This is a genomic window from Arcobacter sp. LA11, from assembly GCF_001895145.1.
In the GTDB taxonomy this organism is placed as follows: domain Bacteria; phylum Campylobacterota; class Campylobacteria; order Campylobacterales; family Arcobacteraceae; genus Halarcobacter.
In genome coordinates this window covers 93363-116751 of the sequence record NZ_BDIR01000006.1, presented here as the reverse complement: position 1 = coordinate 116751, position 23389 = coordinate 93363, and the positions used below count along the sequence as shown (strand labels likewise).

Here is a 23389-nt window from a genome sequence, read left to right as displayed (position 1 = left end):
TTTAGATTTATAAAATCTGTAGTTTAGACTAGGATCTTATAGGAATGGGTTTGCATATAATGCAATCATAGCAACAACAAGTGCATAAATAACTTGTGCTTCGATCATCGCTAAAGCAATGAACATAGTTGTCATTAATTTTCCACCTAAACCTGGGTTTCTAGCAGTACCAGCGATTGTCGCAGCAGCAGTGTTACCCATACCAATAGCACCACCAAGTGCAGCAAGACCAAGTCCGATACCTGCAGCAACTACAGAGTAAGCTTTTAAAGTTTCATTTGCAACTGCACCATCAGCAGCGAAAGCAGCACCAGCAATAGCTAGCATTAAAAGAACGATTTTTTTCATTCTAGATTCCTTATAATATATTTTTTGTATAAAGTCCGTTCGGATAGCGTAACTACAGAAAACTGTAGCAATACTTACATAAATGCAAATATTTCCCTACTTGTCACCTTATATCGGCAAGAATTATACATCAAATATATTTAAAATTTCATTAGCTAAAAGAATATATTCCAAGAAGATTACTTTATGTAACAATATATTGTGATATTTGATTATTAAAATTTTATATAAAATTTTTTTGTGCCATTGGTTTACCTTTCTTTGTTAAAATTACTTTTCAAAAGAGTACTTAAGATAGATTAAAAATAATTTTATTTTTAATTTTTTTGATGTATAATCGTTACTCTTTAAATGAAACAAAAGGTAAAAAAATGAAAAAACTATTTTTTGGACTTACATTTCTTATAGTATTGGTAATAGCTGGAATTTATGGAATCCTATTTACAACTCCTGGTAATTCTTACGTTGCTTCAATAATAGAAGAAAAAGTTAATGCAGGTCAAAAAGATGTAACGATGAAAGTTAATGATTTTAAATTAACTATGAACGATATATTGTTTAATGCAACAATTGATGATAATTCAACAATAAATGTTCAAGGAGACTTAAATATCTTTGCTAAAAATGTTGACTTAAACTATGATGTAAATATTAAAGAACTTTCAAGTCTACAAAATATTACTAAGCAAAAATTAAATGGTCTTTTCTCAACTAAAGGTACTGTAAAAGGTAACCAAGAACTTGCAGTTGTAAAAGGTATAAGTTCAATTGCTTCTAGTGATACAACTTATGATATAAATTTAGTAGATTTTAAACCAAGCAATATTTTATTCAATATGAAAAATGCAAAGATTGAAGAGTTATTAAATATAGTAGACCAACCACTTTATGCAAATGGAAATATTGATATAAATGCAAATATAAAAAGTGCAGATATTCCAACTTTAGATGGTTTAGTTACAACAAAAATCTCAAACGGTATTTTAAATGTAATGCTTATAAACAAAGAGCTAAAAGAGGCACCTGCAACACCTATTACTTTTGATGGTGATATTATTACTAAATTATCTCCTAACATGGCCGATACAGAAGTCGCTTTTGATAGTTCAATTGCAAAATTAGATGTAAAAAAAGCAAATGTAAATTTAAAAACATCAGTTATAAATAGTGATTATAAAGTATTTGTAAAAGATTTAGCTAAATTAGAAGCTATCATAAATCAAAAATACAATGGTTCTTTTTCTACTTCAGGAAATGCAGTTGTAGATAATGGTGTTATAAAAATAGATGGTATCTCTGATATTTTTACAAGTGATACTAAATATGATATTAAGGTAGTAGATTCAAAACCAGAATATGTAAATGTAACTGTAAATAAAGCAAAAATAGAATCTTTATTGAACCTAGTAAATCAACCAAATTTTGCAAATGGTCTTATGAATATTGATGCAAAAATTAAAAGTGCAGATGTTAAAAATTTGGATGGTAAGATTTTAACTACAATTTTAGAAAGTAAAGTAAACAATGCAGTTGTAAATAAACAATTTGAACAAAAGTTAAAACAGCCTATTATTTTTAAAGGTGATATTGTTACAGATTTAGTAAAAACACAAGCTATCTCAAAAATAGATTTAAATACAAGTGTAACAAATCTTGATATGCAAAAAGCTGTATTTGATATAGAGAAAGGAAGTTTTGTAAGTGATTATGTAGTAAATTTCACAGACCTTTCAAAACTATATGATATAACTCAAACAAAAATGAGAGGTGCTCTTAAACTTGCCGGTAATATCAAACAAAGTACAGATAGTCTATCTGTAGATGGAGCTTCAAGTTTATTTGGTGGGAATCTTAACTTCAATCTTTTAAATGATGACTTTAAAGCAAAGATAAATGATGTGGAAGTTAAATCTTTAACTCATATGTTATATTATCCAGAAATTTTCACTTCAAAATCAAATATTGATGTTGATTATAACTTAGCTACAAAAGTAGGTAAGATTGGTGGAAACTTACTTAATGGACAGTTTGTAAAAAATGAGTACTCAGATATTATTAACACTTTTGCAAAGTTTGATTTGACAAAAGAAGTTTATGAAAAAGTAGCTATTACTAGTGATATGAAAAAGAATATCATAAATACTGTAATTGATATGCAAAGTAAATATACAAAAATCAGCGTTCCAAGTAGTACACTTGATACTGATAAAAATAGTATAAATGCTTTAGTTCAAGCTACTATTAAAAAGTATACTTTTGATACTACTATTAAAGGAAGTTTATCTAATCCAAAAGTAAAAGTAGATACAAAAGCTTTCTTAAAAAGTAAGTATGGAAAAAAAGTTAAAAAGAAAGTTGATAAATATAAGAAAAAATTTAACGATAAGTTAAAGAAAAAACTTGGAAGTGATTTTAAATTAGATAATCTATTAAATAAAGCTCCTTCAAATAACAATGCTCCTGCTTCAGCACAAACAGGACCATCAAATAAAGAAATTGCTGCTGCATTTAAAAAAATGTTTGGTAGTAACTAATCAAATAAGAGGCTATTCTTTAGCCTCTATATTTTTTGTTAAACTTAAAGAAACACTTACCCACGAAGCTATACCACCTCTATACCATAAAATTCTCTCTTTAGGATAACCTATTTTTACAAGATGCTTTATTGCTCTTGGAGATTGTGCACACCATGAACCATTACAAAAAAAGATTGTTGTTTTAGCATTTGTAAAATCAAACTTATTTTTATCTAGAATTTTAACACCTAAGTTTTTATAAGCTCTTTCATACTCTATTTCAAAATCTTCATCATATTCTAACTCATCATATGGAATATTTATAGCACTTGGAATTGTTCCTGCATCAAACCAATCTGATGTTCTACTATCTACTAAGATATATTTATTTGAATCTTTTGATGTTCTATTTTCAATAAAATCTAAAACTTCAAGTTCAGCAACTGTTGTAATACCTGCTTTTAACCTAAGAGGTTGAATTACTCCTTTTGTTGTAACAAGAGTTTTTTTACAAAGTTCATTTATTTTTGATGAAGCTAAATTTTCAGATTGAAAGTTTTCAACATTTACTGCAATATTCATACAAATACCAGCAACTTCTCTTTCAATAGTTATTTTTTCTTTAACTCCATTTGAGTATAAATGTTCAACTTCGACTCCTTTTATTGGTAACATAATAGGGTTTATAGCATGCATATATACAAAAGAAAATATTAGTAAAATAATTCTATTCATAATTTTAACTCCTAAGTTTTTAAATAGTATAACAAAAAAAATCATAAAGATATTATTCTAGGATATTAAAATTCATTAGCTATAATACAAAAAAATAAAAGGATATTTTATGTTAAATAGAGTTCTTGTAACTGGTGGAAATAAAGGTATTGGTTTAGAAGTTGTAAAAAGATTTTTGGAAATCGATTATGATGTAGTTGTAGTAGGAAGAGATTTTTCAAACTTTCCTTTAAAAGATAATGCAAAAATCACCACAATAGAATACGATTTATCAGATGTAGAAGGTTTACCAAAGTTAGTTGAACAGATTGGAGAAATAGATACTTTAATCAACAACGCTGGATATATGCAACCAAAATACTCTTACGATAACTATCCAAAAGAGGCAAAAGAACATATTATGAATGTTGATTTATATACTCCTGTAGAACTTATAACACTTTTCTCTGAAGATATGAAAAAAAGAGGATATGGAAAGATTGTAAATACTGCTTCAATCGCAGGACAAATTGGACATCCAGATATTTGGTATGGTATAGCAAAAGCAGGAATCATAAATGCTACAAAAATATTTGCAAAGATTTTAGGTGGTGATGGGATTGTTGTAAATTGTATTGCTCCAAGTCCTGTTGAAACTGATATGCAAAAAGATAATTCGGAAGAGAGAAAAGCTGAGTTTAGAAAGATTGTTCCTTGTGGAAGATTTGCAGAACCCCAAGAAGCAGCAGAAGTAATATTCTGGTTAGCTACCCAGTGTCCAGAGTATGTAAATGGAACTACTATTGATTTTAATAATGGTTCGTATGTAAGATAAAAAGAGACCTTTTTAGGCCTTTTTTTATTAACTTTTTTAAATAATATTTCTCAAAAATCTTTTTTTCTTTTTTACATAAATTTTTAAAGTAATTTATTTTATCTTAAATTTAGAACATTTGTTCTATACTTTTAGAACAAGTGTTCTAAAGGATAAATTTTGTCAAATAGAAAAGAAGAGATATTAGAAAAATCAATAGAATTGTTTAATGAAAAAGGTTGCATAAATAGTTCAACTAGACATATTGCAGATGCTTTAGGAATTAGTGTTGGAAACTTATACTATTACTTCAAAAATAAAGAAGAGATTATAATTGCTATTTATATGAAGTTTATGAATATATTAAGTGAACAGTTATCTACTGTAAAGAAAGGAGTTGATGCTCCTTTTGATTTTTATAATTTTTTAAATGAACATATGGAACTTGAAAAAAAATATAGATTTTTTAGGCTTGAAATGAATTCAATACTTCAAAATCATCCAGTTTTGAAGAAAAGTCTAGAAGAAGGGATCAAAAAAAAGTCTCAAGAGTTTAAAGAACTTTACTATCATCAAATAAACTTTGGATATATGATAAGTCTAGATGAAGATGAAATGGACTTTATACGTTCAAATACTTGGATTATTGGCTCACAATGGGAATTGTATTGGATACTCATGGAAGTTTATGATGAAAAGCTTAGAAGACTTAGTGGTATTTTAAATCTATTGTATTTTTTAAAACCATATTTAACAAAAAAAGGTTTAGAAGAATCAAACCTTTTAAGTTCTATTGCACATATAAAAGAGGAGATTAAAAATGCTAAATAGATATATATTTCTAAATATACTTTTTTTTATTTCACCCTTATTCGCACAAAATTATACTTTAGATTTAGTAATTGATGAATCCTCTAAAGATTACATTTCTTCTATAAAAAAAGAGACGAAATCACTTTTTTCTTCAAGTGATAAAGTTTTGTACAATATTAAAATTTGTAAAGAAGAGTGTGAACAGTATTTAGATAAAAAGAGAAAGGTATTATTTTTTAAAAGTAATAAAAAACATAAAAAAGTAGCTAAGAACTATATTATAAACTACAATTTTATATCATCTATTTATGATGAAAATAGAGTTTTAAGAACTACAGCATTAGCTATTTATGAAGTTTTAAAAGAGAAAAAATACAATTCAATTTATATAGAAAATAAAAGTAAGATAGAACAAGTTTCTAAATATGAAAACGAAAATTTAAAACTGATTAATTTAGAAGATGTTTTTACCCTTGCAGGAAAAAATAATCTAGAAATAAAACAAAATCAAAATAGTATTAGATTAGATGATTTAAATATTGATGAATCAAAAAGTTTATATAGACCTCAGGTTGATGTATATTCAAATTATATTGGAATTGATAAAGACAGAGCTCAATATAGTAATGGAGTAAATTCCCAAGGTACTTTTGATGCAGGAATAAAAGTAAAACAGTTAATTTATTCAAATCAAGTATTACAAAATATAAAAATCAAAAAACTACTTTCTAAATCAACAAAAGATGAAGTGAAAGCCTTAAATGACGAGATTATGTATAAAGCTACACTTATTTATCTAAATATTATAAAGGCTAAAAAAGCAAATCAAATTATAAAAATAAAACAAGATTTTATAGAACAAAACTTGGAGTTTGCAAAACAAAGAGTAAATATTGGAGTTCAAGATAGAAGTGATGTTTTTAGATGGGAAAGTGAACTGGCAAATGTAAATATTGACTTGGCAAATTCTAGTAAAGATTTAAACTCATTGAAAATAGAGTTAGGGAATCTTCTTCAAATAAGTGATGAGTTTAGAGTTTACGAATATGGCATGAGTTCAATACTTTTTAAACTTGATAATAAAGATGCAATAAAATTTATAGCAGATAAAAGAGTTCAAGAAAACTTCTCAAATAATATTGTACATTCTCATTCAAGGCTTAAACAATTAGGTTTTTTAAAAGATGTCAAACAAGAAGAATTAGAGATGAATAAAGACTCTAGATATATGCCTACAATTGCTTTTGAAGGAAATGCAAAGAAAATCATAGATAGATATGGTGAAGGTAAAGATGCAATTAGAGCTTGGGATGATGAAGAGTATCAAGCAGTTTTAAATCTAAATATCCCTTTATATGAAGGTGGTTTAAAATCTACAAAAATACAAAAGAATCAAATTGAATTAATTAATTTGAAACTTCAATATAACAATATGAAAAATTTGATAGTTGAAAATGTTAGAAAAAACTTTGAGTCTTTAAAACGTTCATATGAAAAAATTAAATTTGCAAAAATATCACAAGAGTCATCAAAAAAGAATTTTGAACTAATACAAGATAAGTATAAAAATGGAAAAGAAAATATAATTTCACTACTTGATGCACAAGATTCGTATATTATCTCAAAATTGAATCTAAATATTTCAATTATTGAGTATCTAAGTGATTTAAGTTCTATCTATTTTTTTAGTGGAAAGATTGATATTTTAGTTGATAAAGAGAAAAAAAGAGAAGTTGAAGAAAAGATTTTAAATATAGTAAGAGGTATTGAAAAATGATGAAGTTTAATGAAGCGATATTTACAAGTAGAAAATATATAGCAGTTTTTTGTATAGCAATTTTATTTGTATCTTGTACTAAAGAAGAAAAGAAAATTGAAAAAAAGGAAGATTCTTTAAAAATAGTTTTTGCAGTAAAAGCAAAATTAAAAGATGAGAATGAAAATAGGGTATTTAATGCAACTGCTTCATCAAACAATCAAATAAAACTCAGTTTTAAAGTTCAAGGAAATATAAACTATTTTAAATATCAATTGGGCGATGAGGTTAAAAAAGGTAGTTTGATTGCAAGACTAGATGCTAAACCATATGAACTAAGAGTTTCCCAAACAGATTATGCTTTAAGTGAAGCAAGAGCATCTTTACAAAATGCAAAAAGCAATTATGAAAGAACAAAAAAATTATACGTAAATCAAAATGCGAGTGCTAGTGATATTGACAATGCCAAAGCTTCTTATAATGCTGCAAGTGCAAAAGTACAAAATATAAGAAAAGAGTTAGAGTATGCAAAATTACAACTTTCATATACAAAACTTTATGCTCCACAAGATGGATATATCTCTGTAAAATATGTACAAGAAAATGAAAATATTACTATTGGAACGCCTATTGTTCTTATAAGTGATAAGGTTGTTGATGAAGTAAAAGTTCAAGTTCCAGAAAGCTTTATTAATAAAATAAAAAAAGATGAAAATGTAAAAGTTGTTTTTGATTCTCTTGATGAAAACAGAGCTTTTAGTGCAAAAATATCTGAGATATCTAAGTTTGCATCAAGTAATACGAAAACTTATCAAGTAATAGTAAAACTAAATGATAGTTCAAAATTGATTCGTTCGGGAATGTCTGCAAATGTATTTTTTAAAACAATAGAGAAAAATGTTTTTGAAAAAAGAACTTTGATTGTTCCTTCTACTTCAATTTTAAATGATAAATCTGGATATTTTGTTTATATATTAGATAAAAAAGATGAAAATTATATTGTTAAAAAACAAAAAGTAGAAGTAGGGAAGCTTATAAAAAAAGGATATGAAGTTATATCTGGGTTAGATAAAAATAGTTTAGTTTTAAAAGCTGGTATGAGTGAAGTTTATGAAAATATGAAAGTTGAAATTGGTAACTTAAAAGATTTAGGAAACTAAAATGAATATTACAAAATTTGCATTGGAAAAAAGTACAGTAACTGCTGTGTTTTCTATAATTCTTTTAGTTTATGGGTTTATATCTTTTCTTGATTTACCAAGGGCTAAAGATCCAGGTTTTATTATACGAACTGCAACTGTTGTAACGTATTTTCCAGGGGCTAGTGCCAAAAGAGTCGAACAGTTAGTAACTGATAAATTAGAAAAAACAATCCAAGAAATGCCTGAACTTGATAATATACAATCAACTTCAAAAAATGGTGTATCAATTATCTTTGTTAATATTTTAGAAAAACATAAGAAAATGAGACCTATTTGGGATAGTTTACGAAGAAAAGTTGAAAAAGGCTCAATAGATTTACCTGATGGCACCTCTAAACCTGTTGTTAATGATGAGTTTGGAGATGTTTATGGTACTTTAATTTCAATCTCTAGTGATGGCTTAAGCTATAAAGAGTTAGAAGATATTGCAGATGATACAAAAGATATATTTCTGCGAATAAATGATGTTGCAAAAATTGAAATACTTGGAGTTCAACCCCAAAGAGTCCATGTTGAATTTGATAATTCAAAATTAGCAAAACTAAATTTAAGTGCTTCATATTTAAAAAATATTTTAGAACAAAAAAATATTGTACTTTCAGGTGGTAGTATAAAAGTTGATACAAACAGACTTGCAATTGAGCCATCTGGAAACTATGAAAATATTGAACAAATTGAAAATACTATTATTCCTTTAAATACAGGTGAACATATCTATTTAAAAGATATTGCAAATATCAAATATGAATATAAAGACCCAAGCTCTTTTATTGTACATAAAGATGCAAAACAGAGTCTTTTATTAGCTATTTCTATGAAGAAAGATGGAGATATTATTAGATTAGGGGAAGAGATTGATTTTACATCTTCAAAAATACAAAGTAAACTTCCTTTAGGTGTAAAGCTAGATAGGCTTTTTAATGAACCAAAAGTTGTAAAAAAGATTATTGATAATTTTGTAACAAATCTATTACAAGCTATGGGCTTAGTTGTTATTGTTATGCTTTTTACTTTAGGTTTAAGAACAGGATTAATTGTAGCAGTACTTATTCCTATGTCTATATTAACTTCATTTATCATAATGTCATTTTTTGATATATGGCTTGACCAAGTCTCTTTAGCTGCTCTTATTATATCCCTTGGGCTTTTAGTTGATAGTGCAATTGTTATGAGTGAATCAATTATGGTACTTATGCAAAGGGGTAAAAATGTAGTTGAAGCTTCTATTCAAAGCGCAAATGAATTAAAAATACCACTCTTAACTTCTGCACTTACAACAGCAGCTGCTTTTTTACCAATATTTCTTGCTAAATCAACAACTGGAGAATATACAAATGCCATCTTTAAAGTTGTAACTATAACACTTTTATCTTCATGGGTTTTAGCTTTAACTTTAACGCCTGTTTTAAGTAAGTATTTTATGAAAAAAGATATGAAAAAAGAGAAAAATGAAGGCTTTATTTATACAACTTATAGAAAGTTTTTAAATCTTATTCTTTCATATAGATGGATTGCAGTTGTTTTTACATTGGCACTTTTTGTAGCTTCTTTAAAACTTTTAGGTTTAGTTCCAAAGAAATTTTTTCCACCTTCTGATGAGCCTACTTTTACGGTAGAGATAAGACTTCCTATTGGAACAGCAATTGAAACAACAAGAGACAATGTTTTACAAATAGAAGAATATATAAAAAATAAATATATGAAACAAGAATTAGAAGAAAAAAACAAAGTAGTAAACTTTACATCTTTTATAGGAGAAAGTGCTCCTAGATTTTGGCTTTCTTATGACCAAGAATTAGCCAGCGTAGAGTACAGTACTATATTAGTAAATTTAAAAAATTATGAAGATTTAGAGAATATAAAAAGTGATGTAGAATATTTTGCTAAAGCATCTTTCCCTGATATGCAAGTTACTGCAAAATCTTTAGGTAATGGGCCTCCTGTGAAAAAACCAATAGAAATTAGAATTAGTGGAAAAGATGTAGATAAACTTTTTTCACTAGCTTCTGTTGTAAAGCAAGAACTTGGGAAAATAGAAGGAGTAAAAGGTATAGTTGATGATTGGGGAATTAGAAATAAAAAACTAGTAGTAGATATTGATGAATCAAAAGCTTTAAAAGAAGGAATTACAAATCTAGATATTGCCTTATCTTTACAAAGTGCTTTAAGTGGATTTGAGGTTACTACTTTTAGAAAAGAAGATAAACTAATACCTATAGTTTTACGTTCAAATGAAAATACAAAAGATGACTTAGATAGATTAGAATCAATCAATGTATATTCTCAAACAAGTGGTAAAAATATTCCTTTATCACAAGTAGCAACTATAAAGTCTGTTTTTGAAGAATCTAAGATAATTAGAAGAGATAGACAAAAAACAGTAACTGTTGGAGCATATATTAGTGAAGGATACAATGCTTTAGCAGTATTTGAGCAGATAAAACCTTTTATGGATGAATTCCAAGATAGTTTTTCATTAGGTTATTATTATGAATTTGGTGGAGAATATGAAGCTTCTGGAAAAGCAAATGAATCAATTGCTGTAAATCTTCCAATTGCATTTATGGTGATATTGCTTTTAATGGTGGCACAATTTAACTCTATTAAAAAACCTATAATAATCCTTGCTGCTATTCCTTTAGGTATGGTAGGAGTTTCTATAGGGCTTTATATAACTGGTTCATATTTTGGATTTATGACTCTTCTTGGAATAATATCTTTATCAGGAATTGTAATTAATAATGCAATTGTTCTTTTAGAGAGAATAAAAATTGAAGAAATAGAAAATGGATTTTCAAAGTATGATGCAATAGTTGAAGCTTGTATTAGTAGATTTAGACCTATATTATTAACAACTGTTACAACAGTATTTGGATTAGTGCCTTTATGGTTAAGTGGTGGACTTATGTGGGAGCCTATGGCTATTGCTATTATATTTGGTTTAATATTTTCAACAATGTTAACTTTAGGTTTTGTTCCTGTGTTATATTCACTATTTTTTGGAGTAAAAAAATAGTGAGTTTTATAATATATTTAAGAGAGTATGTATAAATAAGGTGAGTTTTTTAATTCACCTTATTGTTTTTCCCTTTAAACTCTTTTTCATTAACGTTCTCAAGAATTTTGTTTGATAATTGATATGTACTATCTGCAATGCTATTTGCTTCTGTAGCAATAGAAGAGTTCTGTTGAGTTTGTCTATCTAGTGTTGCTACTGCATCATTTACTTGTTCTACTCCAAGTTGTTGTTCTTTTGAAGCATCATCAACATTTTTAATTAACTCTACAGTTTCTTTAACATCATTGTTTAGATTTTTATATTCATTAAGCATTGTTTTTGAAATGTCTTTTCCCGCATTTGCTTTTATTGTAGCATTTTCAACTAATGCTTTTATTTCTTTTGCCGCTTCAGCTGATCTTGTGGCTAAATTTCTAACTTCCCCTGCAACTACTGCAAAACCTTTTCCTGCTTCTCCTGCTGTTGATGCTTCAACTGCTGCATTAAGTGATAAAATATTTGTTTGGAATGCTATTTGATCAATTACTGTTATAGCCTCCGCTATAGCTTCTGTCTGCTCATTTATTTCATCTATAGCATTCATTGTATCACTTGCAAGAATCTCACCATTTTTAACAGTATTTGAAACTTGGGTTGCGTATTCATTCATTTTTGCAATATTATTGGTATTGCTAGACATAGTTCTTGTGATTTCTTCTAATGCAGCTGCAGTTTCTTCAAGTGATGTTGCTGCATTTAATGAAGACTGAGATAGATCGTTCATATTATTTTTCAAATGCGAAGATGAGTTTTGTAATTTATACGCATCTTCTCTTCCTTCTATTAAAGAATTACTAATACTACTACCAAGGGAATTTATGCCATTTGCTAGTTTTAAGAAGTGTTCTTTTAGACCATTTATATCTACTTCATTTATATATCTTTCATTTTCATATTCAGATAATACATTTAAAATATTTTCAATATTTTCTTCAAGTTTTTGTGCCATATTATTTAAAAGATTTGTTAGATTAGATAAAGATTTATTTGAAGTAACTGCTTTTACTCTTTTTGTTAAGTCTCCTTTTTCAAAACTACTTAAGACTACTACTGTGTCTTGAATAACTTTCTTGTCCTCTTCAAAACATTTTTCAATACTTTCAATATTTTTATTTATTATTTTTGACATGTCACCTATTTCATCATTTTTACTTTCATCTAAAAAATGTACAGTTTCTGTTTCATTGTTTAAATATTTGAAAAAATCTAATAATCCTTCTTGGAAATTTTTAATAGAGTTTTTTATAAATTTACTTAAGATTATTGAAATAATAGTTGAAATTATTAAAACAATTATAGAAATTATTTCTATAGTTAAAAGAGCTTCTCTTTCATCGTCTTCAGTATTTTTTGTTGATGTTATTAAAAAATTTTCAAGTTTATGGACTAGTTTTATAATAGATTTTCTCATTTTTTCTAATTGTTTTTGTAGTTTGATTGTATCTTCTTGAAGATTTTTATAATTGGGGAGTTTAACATCAGTATCTAATTTAATTAACATTTCTTTATATATTAATTGCTCTTTTTCCAAAATAATTAATTCTTTCAAAAAGTATTTATAGTTACCTTTTGTTTCTTCATCTACATTATGATTTACGGCTTTATATACCTCATTTTTGGCTTTTGTAATCATCTCTTCAGTTTCTTTTTCTAGCTTTAATACATGTTTTTCAATAAGTTTAAATTGCTCACTAAGAATGTCTTTTGCTGCAATTATAAATCTTAAAGTAAGAATTTCTTCTTCTAAAATATCCTTTTCAACTTCAATAATAAGAGTACTAATTGGAATTTGGTATTCAGCAATTTCTTCAATTTCTTCACCTATTTTTTTAAAACCTAAATAAGAGGATATGGAAATTATACTCATTCCTATAATTATAAATACCATTGCTGCAATTATTTTTGTTGTTATATTATAATTATTTAACATGATGAGACCCTTTTGTGAAGATATAAAATAATCATATATGATTATTTTAAAAATATATATTAATTGATTATATTAGACTTGGCAAATAAATAATAATTAAGTAGATATTAGATAAGAGAAAAGAGTTTTCTGTTATTTTCCAAATATTGTTAAATAGCAGATTCATGTGGGATCCTATGGCTATTGTTATTATATTTAGTTTTATGTTTTCGCTAATGTTAATCATAGGTTTTGTTATTGTATTATATTCACCATTTTTTGGAGTAAAAAAATAGTGAATTATAAATAAAATATTAAAATAATTATATTTATGATAAAGTACGAAAAAATTAATAGGAAAAATAATTGAAGTTAGTTTTATTTAGAAATATTTTAATGTATCTTATCCCAATCATGATGTTTACTGCATGTACAACGAAGGCACCAATTTTTAATGAACCAATAACTAATAAAAAAGGAAATATATATAAAGTATCGAAAAACCTAAAAAATACTGATGATTTATCTTTGATACTAACTTTTTCAGGTGGAGGAACAAGAGCAGCATCTTTTTCTTATGGTGTTTTAAAAGAGCTTAGACGTCAAAACTTATTGGATGAAGTTGATGTTATCTCGTCTGTTTCAGGTGGAAGTTTTACATCTGCTTATTATGGACTTTATGGAGAGCAAATATTTGAAGATTTCGAAGAGAAGTTTTTAAAAAAACCAATACAAACAAGACTTATTGATACTTTTGTAAACCCTTTTAATTGGTTTGATTTATCATTTTCAAATAGAAGTGATTATGTAGCTTCTTTATATGAAGAAGAGATTTTCGGTAAAAAAACTTTTGGTGATTTAAGAGAAGATGGACCAAAAATTATTATAAATGCAACTGATCTTTCAACTGGAAATGCTTTTTCTTTTACACACGATAATTTTCATAGAATATGTTCTGATCTAGATACTTATCCAATAGGTCGTGCAGTTACTGCTTCGTCTGCTGTACCTGTTTTATTTTCACCTTTAACTTTAAAAAATTATTCTGGATGTATCCCATATTTTTATCAAAAAAGAAAATCAAAAAAGTTATTGAGTCATAAAGATAGACAATCATTAAATGTAAGAGCTTATCAAGATAAAGAAAATTTTCCTTATGTACATTTAGTAGATGGAGGAATTGCAGATAATCTTGGTATTCGTTCACTCTTTCATATAGTTTCAGAGCTAGATAATGATTTTTTAAAAGTGATGAAAGTTTTTGGTATACCAAATAGTAGAAAAGTAGCCATTGTAGTTGTAAATGCTTCAGATGCTTTAGATCCAAAGATTGCAAAACAAGAAATAGCTCCTGATATTGAAACTACAGTTGGTGCTGTAAGTACAATTCAACTTAAAAGATATAATACCGATACTTTAGATTTAGTTAGTAACTCTTTTAAAACCTGGGAAAAGCAAGTAAATGAAGTTAGATGTACAGATAATAAAAAAGATTGTAATGCAATTGAATTTTACTTAATAGAGTTAAACTTTAATCAACTTCCCAAAGAACAAGCTAAAAAGTTTTCATTAACTAAAACTTCTTTAGAATTAAAACCTGAGAAAGTTGATGAATTAGTCCAAGCTGGAGAAACTTTATTACGAAACTCAAAAGAATTTAATAAACTTTTAAAAGATATAAAAAAATAGAAAAAACTATTTTTTTATATAAGTAAAGATAAATAATCCAATAATAGTTGTCAAGATAAAGATATTTGAAAACAAAAGAATAATAGAAAATACTAAAGTTAGTAAAATAGCACTAGTTTTTAAAAAACCTTTTTCAAAAAGCTTGATAGCTGTAATTAGTCCTATAATTGCATTTGCAATAAAAAAACCATCAGCAAAGGCAACTAAATTATCTAAAGTAAGATAGTTTAAATATACTAATAAAAGAGTTATCATATAAATAATTGATAAAAAGTTTAATGCACCTATTGGTACTCTTGTTTTAGTAACTTTTGATGTGAATTTTGTAAGCTCTAAAGAAGATATCAATCTTGCTACACCTCCTACAAAAAGTATAAGAGTTCCTACACATAAAATAGTAGATATAGAAGATAGTAAAATAGATGAAAATTGACCAAATATAGGTTCTATTAACCATACAAGTTTGAAGTTTTCTGTTGTTTTATTTTCAAATTCACCAAAACAAATTGCAAGTGTAATTAATATATAAACAAGAGATACTATAATTGCTGAAAAAATTACCGCATTTGTCAATGTTTTTGTATTGTCAACTTCATTTGAATAATTACCTATAACTTCCCATCCAACTATTGCCCAAAAGATTAATAAAAATGAATATCCTACTTCTTTTAATGAAACAAGAGGCATTGAGAAAGTAAAATCTTGTGTATTTAGCAATATATTGATACTTGAAATAAAAAATATTAAAGTAATAGCTGAGGTAACTATTAGCATTAACTTTCCTAAAAAGTTTATTTTTATTAGAAGTAAAATATATGTAATTAAATAAATAAAAAAACCTAATGTCACTAAAGATGTATTTGGAAAATATTCTTGTATAAATTCTGCTGCTATTAATAAAACTGCAACTGGACCAAAAAAGACGGCACAGATTAAATAAAATGAAGTTAGTAGTTGATATTTCTTACCCATTGCTGCTTTTGTTGCAAGACTAACTCCTCCATCTCCTGGATATAAAATAGCTAGTTTTCCAAATATAAGTGCAAAAATAAATCCAAGAATTAGAATACTTGCCCAAATAACAAGTGAAAAACTTCCTATCATATTATATAAAAGTGGTGGTAATAAAATAACTCCTGAACCTAAAATAGGGCCTATTATCAATCCTGATAAAGTAAGGGTATTTAATTTTTTAGTCTGAGTATTGCTCAATTTTCTCTTTCTTTTTGAATATTTTTACTGCAATTATAGTTAAAGTCCTTGCAAAAGTTGTTGATATAATTGTAAGTATTTAGCAAAATATTAAGGCTTCACATCTTATGCTGCTTAAAAACATTTTGTATTCTTCTTTTAAGTATAGAATAAAAAGGATTTAATATATAGAACAAAATTGCTATTAGAGATTAAGAGTTAAAAATTCCTAGTACAAAATAAACAAAATCAGTTTTAGTCAAATTTTTACTATTTCGTACTAAGAAACACTTTATTAAGAGTGTAATTATAATTATATTTTGTCAAGTTTACAAGGTAGTTTTTCTTAACATTCTCTTGACAAATTAAACTCTTTAAATAGAGGTTTTTTAATTATAAGAAGGATTATAACTCTAATATAGAATTATAATCCCATGTATACTTTTGTGAATATTATATATAATATAAAAACAATGATGTAGATAATATCACTGCAACCCACATCACCATTCCACCAAGAGATCGAAAGTTAGACAAGAAGCCATCTGCACCAACAAATTTGTTAGTAGATGATTTAGACGAATTTAGTAATTGTTCAACTTTACACTCAATTTTAGTATAGTATGCACCAAAAACACTACTTGTTTGATAAATTGCTTTTGGGAATAATTTACGATATATCCATTCTGCATCAATATTTACTGATTTAAGTTCAGGTGGATAAATATGAGCTAATTTCAACCAAACAAATGCAAGTGCTGAGAAGAACAGTAATTGTAATTGAGTTAATACATGTGTTGTATCATATACTGTATAGTCCATTTCCCAAGGTAATAAAGAGTAGAAAGTTTGAGGGAAACAACCAATAGCAATACAAAGTACTGCACTTAGACTCATCGCCCATAGCATATTTTTGGGAGCCTCTTTTGCTGTATCAATAAATTTTGAATCGTGTGCAAAGAATGCGAAGAATGGAATTTTAATACCAGCATGGTGAAATACTCCAGCTGCAGCAAATAGTAAAATTAACCAAACTCCATAATAACCTTCTGCTAATACCGCACTAACAATAATAGACTTAGTTACAAATCCACTAAATAGTGGGAATGCAGAAATTGAAGCAGCTCCTATAATACAAAGCCAAGTTGTTTTTGGCATTTTCTTATATAAACCTCCAAGTTCCGAACCACGCATTTCTCCAGTTGACCATAGTACTGCTCCCATCGTCATCATCAATAATCCTTTAAAGATTACATCTGCAAATGCATGGGCTACTGCACCATTTAGGGCTAACTCTGTACCAATACCAACACCAACTACCATAAATCCAATCTGGTTGATAAGACTGTATGTTAATACTCTTCTTAAGTCATTTTCAATTACTGCATAGTAAATTGGGAAGAAGGCCATTGTTGCACCAATGTAAATAAGAATTTCTTCACCTGCAAAAGATCTTGCTAATGCATAAACCGCAACTTTTGTTGTAAATGAACTTAAAAATACTGTACCACTCTCAGTTGCTTCTGGATAAGCATCAGTTAACCAGTTATGTAAGAATGGGAAGGCACTTTTAATACCAAATGCTAAGAAGAATAACCAAGCACCTGGAGCATCTAATCCGATATGATTAAAGTTTAAGTTTCCAATTGAGTTGTAATAAACGATAATACCTGCTAGTAATAATAAACCAGATATAATCTGTATTGCTAAATATCTAATACCAGCATGAAGTGAGGCATCAGTTCTTCTAGCAAAAATCAATACTGATGATGTTAAAGCCATTAACTCCCAGTAAATAAATAAAGTAAGCATATCTCCAGCAAAAACAGCACCTATAGCACTACCGGCATAGGCTTGCGCTGCAAAGTGTTGCATTGTGTCTTTATGATATAAAGCATAGATATTACCTAATAATCCAGCAACACAAAATAAATAACCAAATAGCATTGAAAGCTTATCTATTCTTATTGGTTCTAGTTCAAATCCCATTAGTGTAAAATTAAATGTATGACCAACTTCAAGATTGTAGATACCATAAGCCGCAATAATTGGCGTTACTATCATAATAGTAGCACGCAAGCTTCCACGAGTAAAAAGTGTTAGAATTGCTGCAATAAAAAATGGTAATATTGGTAAGAAACTATCCATCAACTTTTTCTCCTGTCATTAATTTTTCTTCTTTATTTTTTTCAATGTCATGGTTATTATTTTCAACTTTTGTTGTATCGTTTTTAGTATCATAATAGTCTTCATCACGCATAACAAGTTTTCTCATTTCACGCGCTAATAGTACTAATACCACACACGCAAGACAACCATAAAAGGCATAAAAACCTATAAATTCTTCCCATGGATGGTAAATATGTCGATGTATAACTAAATCCATAGCAAACAGAATAAAACAACAAGTATAAAGTGCTCTTACTAGTAGTGTTACATTTTTAGGGTTGTCAAATATGTATTGTTTATTATCATTCATGGTAATATTTTCTCCACAAGATTCCAAGCTGGGTTAACCAAGAAAAATAGTGCTAGGCAGCCCGTTGTTGTAATTAAAATTGCAATTAAACTAAATTTTGGTGCTTCTTTGATCCCGCTGTTATAACTTGGATCAACGGGTTTTGCAAAAAAACCTCTTAATGGTATTTCTACTAAATAGAATAAATTTAATAAGGAACTTACTAATAACACCATTAGTAATACCATATTGTGTGCTTCCATAGTTGCTTGTAGCAATAACCATTTACTCCAACTTCCTCCAAGAGGTGGTAAACCAACAATTGAAAGTGCTGCTAGTAAAAATGCTAGCATTGTAATTGGCATTGCTCGTCCTATACCATTTAATTCAGAAACTTTAGTTTTATGAGCACTAACTAAGATTGCACCCGCACAGAAGAATAGAGTAATCTTTGCAAATGCATGCATAGCAATATGTAAACTACCTGCTAATACACCAGTAGCAACACCTAACATAGCAGCTAAAATAATGTATGATAACTGACTAATTGTTGAATAAGCTAACCTTGCTTTTAGATTGTCTTTTGTCATTGCTATAATTGAAGCACTAAGAATAGTAAATCCAGCTAATAACGAGAGCCAATAAGCAGTGTCAAGTGAAGCAACTAAGTCAATTCCAAAAATATAAACTGCAACTTTTAAAATAGTGAAAACACCAGCTTTTACCACCGCAACTGCGTGTAGTAAAGAAGAAACAGGTGTTGGTGCTACCATTGCTGCTGGTAGCCATTTGTGAAATGGCATTAATGCCGCTTTCCCTGTACCAAAAACAAATAGTAATAATAATCCACCTAAGATAGCAGGTTCAGCTTTTCCAGCAAGAATTCCTCCTGCAGTAAATTCTAGTGTACCTGTTAATGACCATGTCCAGATAATTGCTAATAGCAAAAATCCAATTGACGTTGTCATTAGGATACCTAAATAGGTCCAACCTGCACGACGTGCTGCGTCGGTTCCTGCATGAGTAACTAATGGTAGAGTAAAAAGTGTTAACATTTCGTAAGCTAAAAATAGTGTTAATAAGTTAGCTGATAAAGCTATTGCCATTGTAGCAAAAATAGAGATGGCAAATGCAGTATAAAAACGTGTTTGGTTTTTTTCATGATGTGAACGCATATAACCAATTGCATATAAAGATGTAACAGGCCATAAAAATCCTGCTACTAATGCAAATATCAGTCCTAATGGTTCAAGGCGTAATGCAATTGACAAATCAGGAAACGGTTCTAATAATGTCACAGTTACCATTTTTTCAAAGTCATAGTTAAATGCCAGTGTAACAACAACTAAAAATAAAGATACACCACCTATAAGTGTTACAGATTCACGGATATTTTCGTTTTTATGACATACTAATACACCAACAGCAGTAAGCAACGGTATAAGTAATATTAAAATATAAAGTACTTCAATACTCATGGTCTAACCCCTATTATCTGATCTACTGCAAGAGATGATATACCTAAACTGATATCAATGTTTAAACCAAAATAAATATTGCTTAGAGCAAATATCCATAAAGTGACTATCATCGTTGCTGGTACTTTTTTCTGAGTAGTTCCCTCTGGCGCAGGTCTGAAATAAGCAACTTCTATAACTCGACCTACATAAATCAGTGTCAATACAGAAGCTACAAGTATTAATAGTGCTATTGGCCATAATGAAGCATCAAGTAAAGCAGTTACAAGGTACCATTTGCTTACAAACCCAGCAGTTCCTGGTACACCTATTAAGCTTAAACCACCTATAGTAAAGGCAGCCATAGTTAAGGGCATAGTCTTACCAATACCTGACATTACAGATAACTCTGTACTAGCATATCGGAAGAACACAATTCCAAGTGCCATAAATAAGCTTCCTTTTATTAAGGCATGGTTGAACATATGTAACAATGCAGCAGTAAAACCTGGGTGACTTGCAAGACCTATAGCCAATAACATATAACCAATTTGAGCAATACTAGAATATGCTAGCATACGTTTAACATTGCTTTGGTAAATAGCATAAATAGAACCACCTAAAATACCCAATGTACCAAGTATCATTAATATTTTATCAAATGGCATTTCAAGAAGTGAAAACTCTATACCAAATATAGTTAATTCAAAACGGATCATTACATAAACTGCAACTTTAGTTGCTGTTGCCGCAAGGAAAGTTGAAACTACAGATGGACTATAAGCATAAGCATTTGGCAACCATTGGTGTAAAGGTAACATTGCTGCTTTAATACCTACACCAATTGTAATAAAGGCAAAAGCAGCACGTATAGCACTAGTATCAGCAACTGCTGGTATACGTTGTGCTAGATCATTCATATTTAGTGTCCCTGTCATTACATATAAAAAGGCAATACCAATTAGAATAAAGGTTGCACCAATTGTCCCCATGATAAGGTATTGGTATGAAGCATGCAGAGCACGACGATCTTTCCCCATACTTATTATTGCATAGGTAGAAAGAGAAGATATCTCTAAAAAGACGAAAACATTAAATGCATCGCCAGTAATACTAATACCAATAAGTCCTGCCATAACTAATAAAAAGGCTGAATAGAATAGAACTTGTTTTCCTTCTGCAATCTCTTTTTCAACACTTTTTAGTGCATATATACTGACTAGTGAAGCTGAACCAGATAAAATTAATAAAAGTAAGACACTTAGTGCATCAATACGAAGTTCAATTCCAAGGGGTGCTTGCCAACCACCAAGCGTGTAAATTAGTACATCAACTTCTTGCAACATTTGTAACATACTGATTGAAGCATAAAAACAAAAAAGTGATGTCAATAAGGTGATTAACCAAGCGCCTTTTCTACTATTAAGTAATACAATTAGTGCTGCTGCTAGTAATGGTGTTACAACAATAAGAACAGGTAAATGTGTCATTTGATTCAAGTTATACTCCTGTTTTTAGGGTTAAAATCATCATTATCATCCATATCATGTATATCATCTTCATCTGTACTACCATAAGCTTCTTGAATACGTACAATTAATGCTAATCCAACAGATGTTGTTGCAACACCAACTACAATAGCTGTTAGAATAAGTACATGAGGTAAAGGGTTAGAATAAATATCAACATTGTCGGTGATTATAGGTGGACTACCTTCCGTTATCTTTCCAAAAGTAATATATAATATAAATACCGATGCTTGAAAGACAGAAAGACCAATCAATTTTTTAATTAAATTAGATGATGCAATTACCATATATAATCCCATCATCATTAGAAAAATTACTATCCAGTAATTAAAATGTCCTAATAACTCATTCATTATGATTCACTCCAGAAAAAGAATAAAAGATTAGTAATACTGTAGAAAATACTGCCAACCCAACGCCAGCTTCAACCAGTAATATACCCATATGTTGACCACTTATAGGATTAGAAGATAATGCATTATAGTCAAGAAAAGGCTTATTTGATAGAAGACTTACAAGCCCCGTTATACCATAAATTAATACACCTAGTGCAGAAAATCTAGGTAAAACCCTAGCTGGAATAACTTTCCTTGCATAAGCTTCTCCAAAAACTAGGCTATACAAAATAAAGCCACTAGCGAAAACTACCCCTGCTTGAAAACCACCTCCTGCGCCAAAATCACCATGAAATTGTACATAAAGTCCAAAAATTAAAATTAGTGCTATAAAAGGTTTAACAACTACCCATAAAACCATGTTTTGTTCTGGTTCTTGTTTAGGTTCCACATGTCCCATTCCAAGTAGAAGTAATACTGCAACACCTGCACTGAATATAACCACTGTTTCACCAAAAGTGTCATAACCACGAAAACTTGCCAGTACAGCAGTTACTACATTGGGAATATCAATTTTTTCTTGTGTCAACTGAATAAATTCAGGAGCAACATGTAGATGTACTGGAGCATTAGCATCTCCCATAATTGGAAAGTCTGCTGTACCATAGATTAAAGCAGCACCAGTAAGTACTACAATAAATAATCCCAATGCTGAATGACGGTGTTTAGCATTTTCTACTGCACCAGTAAGTTTTAAAGCTGATAACATCAGTACTGTTGAAAATCCAGCACCAACTGCAGCCTCAGTAAAAGCAACATCTACTGCGTCTAGGTCTAGAAATAATAAGGCCGTAACAAAACTAAAAATACCAAATAGCATAGTAGCAACGAATAAATTGGTTATTTTCATAGTTGCAAAAACAATTAGTATTAGAAAAGCTAGCAAACAAACATCAATTAGTAAGTGAAGATTCTCTATCACTTTGACTCCTTACCTGAAAGCTCTGTTTCAGTTTGCGATTGTTCTTTATTAGTGTTTTTAGTTTCCATCTCAGGTGTTGTACCACCATGGACAGCAGCACGACATAAAGCATGAGTAATAGTTGGGTTAGAAACTACCATGATAACAATTATAAGGACTAATTTAGCAGCATCTAGTGTAAATCCAGTATCTAACATAATCCCGACAATTAATAATGGGGCAGCTAGTGATTCTGTAACACTAGCTGCATGTAATCTAGTATAAAAACTAGGTAGACGTAATAAACCTACTGCACCAGTTATAGTAAAAATACCTCCAAGAAGTAAACAAATATCACTTAATAAGCTAATAATTGTCATGACTGTTCTCCTTGTGGATTATATTGTTCAAAAAAACGCATTACAGCTAGAGTTCCAACAAAGTTAATTAACGCATACATTAATGCAATATCTATATAACTAAACCAACCTAGTGCATGTCCACCAACAACAATTAATAAAACTGTTTTAGTACCAAAAGAGTTAACGGCAAGTATTCTGTCATAAATACTTGGGCCTAGAAAGGCACGAACTAATGTCAATGCTAGTGTAATTAGCAAGGCAACTATAGCAGCAGCAA

General features: G+C 28.9%; 18 protein-coding genes and 1 pseudogene. 7 read left to right on the top strand and 12 right to left on the bottom strand.

The genetic code is table 11. The annotated features are described in order from the left end of the window. Positions 1-36: 36 nt before the first annotated feature. Complete coding sequence (locus BT997_RS08735) at positions 37-348, bottom strand: F0F1 ATP synthase subunit C (RefSeq protein ID WP_072681279.1); 312 nt, start codon at positions 346-348, stop codon at positions 37-39. Between the two features lie 371 nt (positions 349-719). On the opposite strand from BT997_RS08735, the gene BT997_RS08730 reads away from it, so the two are divergent. Beyond that, positions 720-2882 carry a hypothetical protein gene (locus BT997_RS08730; protein WP_072681277.1) on the top strand — a complete coding sequence of 721 codons (2163 nt, stop codon included), beginning with the start codon at positions 720-722 and terminating at the stop codon, positions 2880-2882. A gap of 12 nt (positions 2883-2894) precedes the next feature. On the opposite strand, the gene BT997_RS08725 is transcribed toward BT997_RS08730, so the two are convergent. Beyond that, on the bottom strand, positions 2895-3599 hold the full coding sequence (locus BT997_RS08725; protein ID WP_072681275.1) for a rhodanese-like domain-containing protein: 705 nt from the start codon (positions 3597-3599) through the stop codon (positions 2895-2897). Positions 3600-3708: 109 nt separating this feature from the next. Between BT997_RS08725 and BT997_RS08720 the strand changes: the two genes are divergently transcribed. The 5 genes from BT997_RS08720 to BT997_RS08700 all read left to right on the top strand — a co-directional run bounded on the left by BT997_RS08720 (position 3709) and on the right by BT997_RS08700 (position 11179). Then, positions 3709-4413 (top strand): SDR family NAD(P)-dependent oxidoreductase, encoded by a 705-nt coding sequence (locus BT997_RS08720; RefSeq protein WP_072681273.1) that lies wholly within the window; start codon positions 3709-3711, stop codon positions 4411-4413. A gap of 159 nt (positions 4414-4572) precedes the next feature. Continuing rightward, complete coding sequence (locus BT997_RS08715) at positions 4573-5223, top strand: TetR/AcrR family transcriptional regulator (protein WP_072681272.1); 651 nt, start codon at positions 4573-4575, stop codon at positions 5221-5223. Then, positions 5213-6982 (top strand): TolC family protein, encoded by a 1770-nt coding sequence (locus tag BT997_RS08710; protein ID WP_072681271.1) that lies wholly within the window; start codon positions 5213-5215, stop codon positions 6980-6982. The genes BT997_RS08715 and BT997_RS08710 overlap by 11 nt, the downstream gene beginning before the upstream one ends. Further along, positions 6979-8121, top strand: a complete 1143-nt coding sequence (locus tag BT997_RS08705; protein WP_072681269.1) for an efflux RND transporter periplasmic adaptor subunit — start codon at positions 6979-6981, stop codon at positions 8119-8121. The genes BT997_RS08710 and BT997_RS08705 overlap by 4 nt, the downstream gene beginning before the upstream one ends. Before the next feature lies 1 nt (position 8122). Then, the gene (locus BT997_RS08700; protein ID WP_072681267.1) at positions 8123-11179 is read left to right on the top strand and encodes an efflux RND transporter permease subunit; all 3057 of its coding nucleotides are present in this window, start codon (positions 8123-8125) and stop codon (positions 11177-11179) included. A 49-nt stretch (positions 11180-11228) separates the two neighbouring features. Here the strand turns inward: BT997_RS08700 and BT997_RS15775 are convergent. Continuing rightward, positions 11229-11765 (bottom strand): annotated as a pseudogene (locus tag BT997_RS15775) (methyl-accepting chemotaxis protein); the annotation flags it as partial. A 1731-nt stretch (positions 11766-13496) separates the two neighbouring features. On the opposite strand from BT997_RS15775, the gene BT997_RS08690 reads away from it, so the two are divergent. After that, on the top strand, positions 13497-14819 hold the full coding sequence (locus BT997_RS08690; RefSeq protein WP_072681264.1) for a patatin-like phospholipase family protein: 1323 nt from the start codon (positions 13497-13499) through the stop codon (positions 14817-14819). Between the two features lie 6 nt (positions 14820-14825). Here BT997_RS08690 and BT997_RS08685 read toward each other — a convergent pair whose 3' ends face one another. The 9 genes from BT997_RS08685 to BT997_RS08645 form a co-directional block, all read right to left on the bottom strand. Further along, positions 14826-16031: an APC family permease gene (locus BT997_RS08685; RefSeq protein WP_072681263.1), complete on the bottom strand. Its 1206-nt coding sequence runs from the start codon at positions 16029-16031 to the stop codon at positions 14826-14828. A 432-nt stretch (positions 16032-16463) separates the two neighbouring features. Continuing rightward, positions 16464-18158: a Na(+)/H(+) antiporter subunit D gene (locus BT997_RS08680; RefSeq protein WP_072681261.1), complete on the bottom strand. Its 1695-nt coding sequence runs from the start codon at positions 18156-18158 to the stop codon at positions 16464-16466. After that, entirely contained in the window at positions 18151-18516 is a 366-nt protein-coding gene (locus tag BT997_RS08675) for a hypothetical protein (RefSeq protein ID WP_258239466.1), read from the bottom strand. The genes BT997_RS08680 and BT997_RS08675 overlap by 8 nt, the downstream gene beginning before the upstream one ends. Continuing rightward, a complete protein-coding gene (locus BT997_RS08670; RefSeq protein ID WP_072681258.1) occupies positions 18486-19946 on the bottom strand; it encodes a proton-conducting transporter membrane subunit in 1461 nt (486 codons plus the stop codon). The genes BT997_RS08675 and BT997_RS08670 overlap by 31 nt, the downstream gene beginning before the upstream one ends. Beyond that, on the bottom strand, positions 19943-21271 hold the full coding sequence (locus BT997_RS08665) for a monovalent cation/H+ antiporter subunit D family protein (protein ID WP_258239468.1): 1329 nt from the start codon (positions 21269-21271) through the stop codon (positions 19943-19945). The genes BT997_RS08670 and BT997_RS08665 overlap by 4 nt, the downstream gene beginning before the upstream one ends. Positions 21272-21420: 149 nt before the next feature. Then, positions 21421-21807: a cation:proton antiporter subunit C gene (locus BT997_RS08660; protein WP_072681257.1), complete on the bottom strand. Its 387-nt coding sequence runs from the start codon at positions 21805-21807 to the stop codon at positions 21421-21423. Beyond that, positions 21800-22771, bottom strand: a complete 972-nt coding sequence (locus BT997_RS08655; protein WP_258239465.1) for a DUF4040 domain-containing protein — start codon at positions 22769-22771, stop codon at positions 21800-21802. The genes BT997_RS08660 and BT997_RS08655 overlap by 8 nt, the downstream gene beginning before the upstream one ends. After that, positions 22768-23130 carry a monovalent cation/H(+) antiporter subunit G gene (mnhG, locus tag BT997_RS08650; protein ID WP_072681255.1) on the bottom strand — a complete coding sequence of 121 codons (363 nt, stop codon included), beginning with the start codon at positions 23128-23130 and terminating at the stop codon, positions 22768-22770. Before mnhG ends, BT997_RS08655 begins: the two co-directional genes overlap by 4 nt. After that, entirely contained in the window at positions 23127-23369 is a 243-nt protein-coding gene (locus BT997_RS08645; RefSeq protein WP_258239464.1) for a monovalent cation/H+ antiporter complex subunit F, read from the bottom strand. Before BT997_RS08645 ends, mnhG begins: the two co-directional genes overlap by 4 nt. Between the last annotated feature and the right edge of the window lie 20 nt (positions 23370-23389).

What these genes read in the sequence shown, in the direction of transcription:
- BT997_RS08670 (WP_072681258.1), bottom strand. Translation starts at nt 19,946, where the DNA reads ATGAGTATTGAAGTACTTTATATTTTAATATTACTTATACCGTTGCTT.
- BT997_RS08680 (WP_072681261.1), bottom strand. Translation starts at nt 18,158, where the DNA reads ATGGATAGTTTCTTACCAATATTACCATTTTTTATTGCAGCAATTCTA.
- BT997_RS08710 (WP_072681271.1), top strand. Translation starts at nt 5,213, where the DNA reads ATGCTAAATAGATATATATTTCTAAATATACTTTTTTTTATTTCACCC.
- BT997_RS08665 (WP_258239468.1), bottom strand. Translation starts at nt 21,271, where the DNA reads ATGTTGCAAGAAGTTGATGTACTAATTTACACGCTTGGTGGTTGGCAA.
- BT997_RS08730 (WP_072681277.1), top strand. Translation starts at nt 720, where the DNA reads ATGAAAAAACTATTTTTTGGACTTACATTTCTTATAGTATTGGTAATA.
- BT997_RS08705 (WP_072681269.1), top strand. Translation starts at nt 6,979, where the DNA reads ATGATGAAGTTTAATGAAGCGATATTTACAAGTAGAAAATATATAGCA.
- BT997_RS08720 (WP_072681273.1), top strand. Translation starts at nt 3,709, where the DNA reads ATGTTAAATAGAGTTCTTGTAACTGGTGGAAATAAAGGTATTGGTTTA.
- BT997_RS08660 (WP_072681257.1), bottom strand. Translation starts at nt 21,807, where the DNA reads ATGAATGAGTTATTAGGACATTTTAATTACTGGATAGTAATTTTTCTA.
- BT997_RS08725 (WP_072681275.1), bottom strand. Translation starts at nt 3,599, where the DNA reads ATGAATAGAATTATTTTACTAATATTTTCTTTTGTATATATGCATGCT.
- mnhG (WP_072681255.1), bottom strand. Translation starts at nt 23,130, where the DNA reads ATGACAATTATTAGCTTATTAAGTGATATTTGTTTACTTCTTGGAGGT.
- BT997_RS08700 (WP_072681267.1), top strand. Translation starts at nt 8,123, where the DNA reads ATGAATATTACAAAATTTGCATTGGAAAAAAGTACAGTAACTGCTGTG.
- BT997_RS08735 (WP_072681279.1), bottom strand. Translation starts at nt 348, where the DNA reads ATGAAAAAAATCGTTCTTTTAATGCTAGCTATTGCTGGTGCTGCTTTC.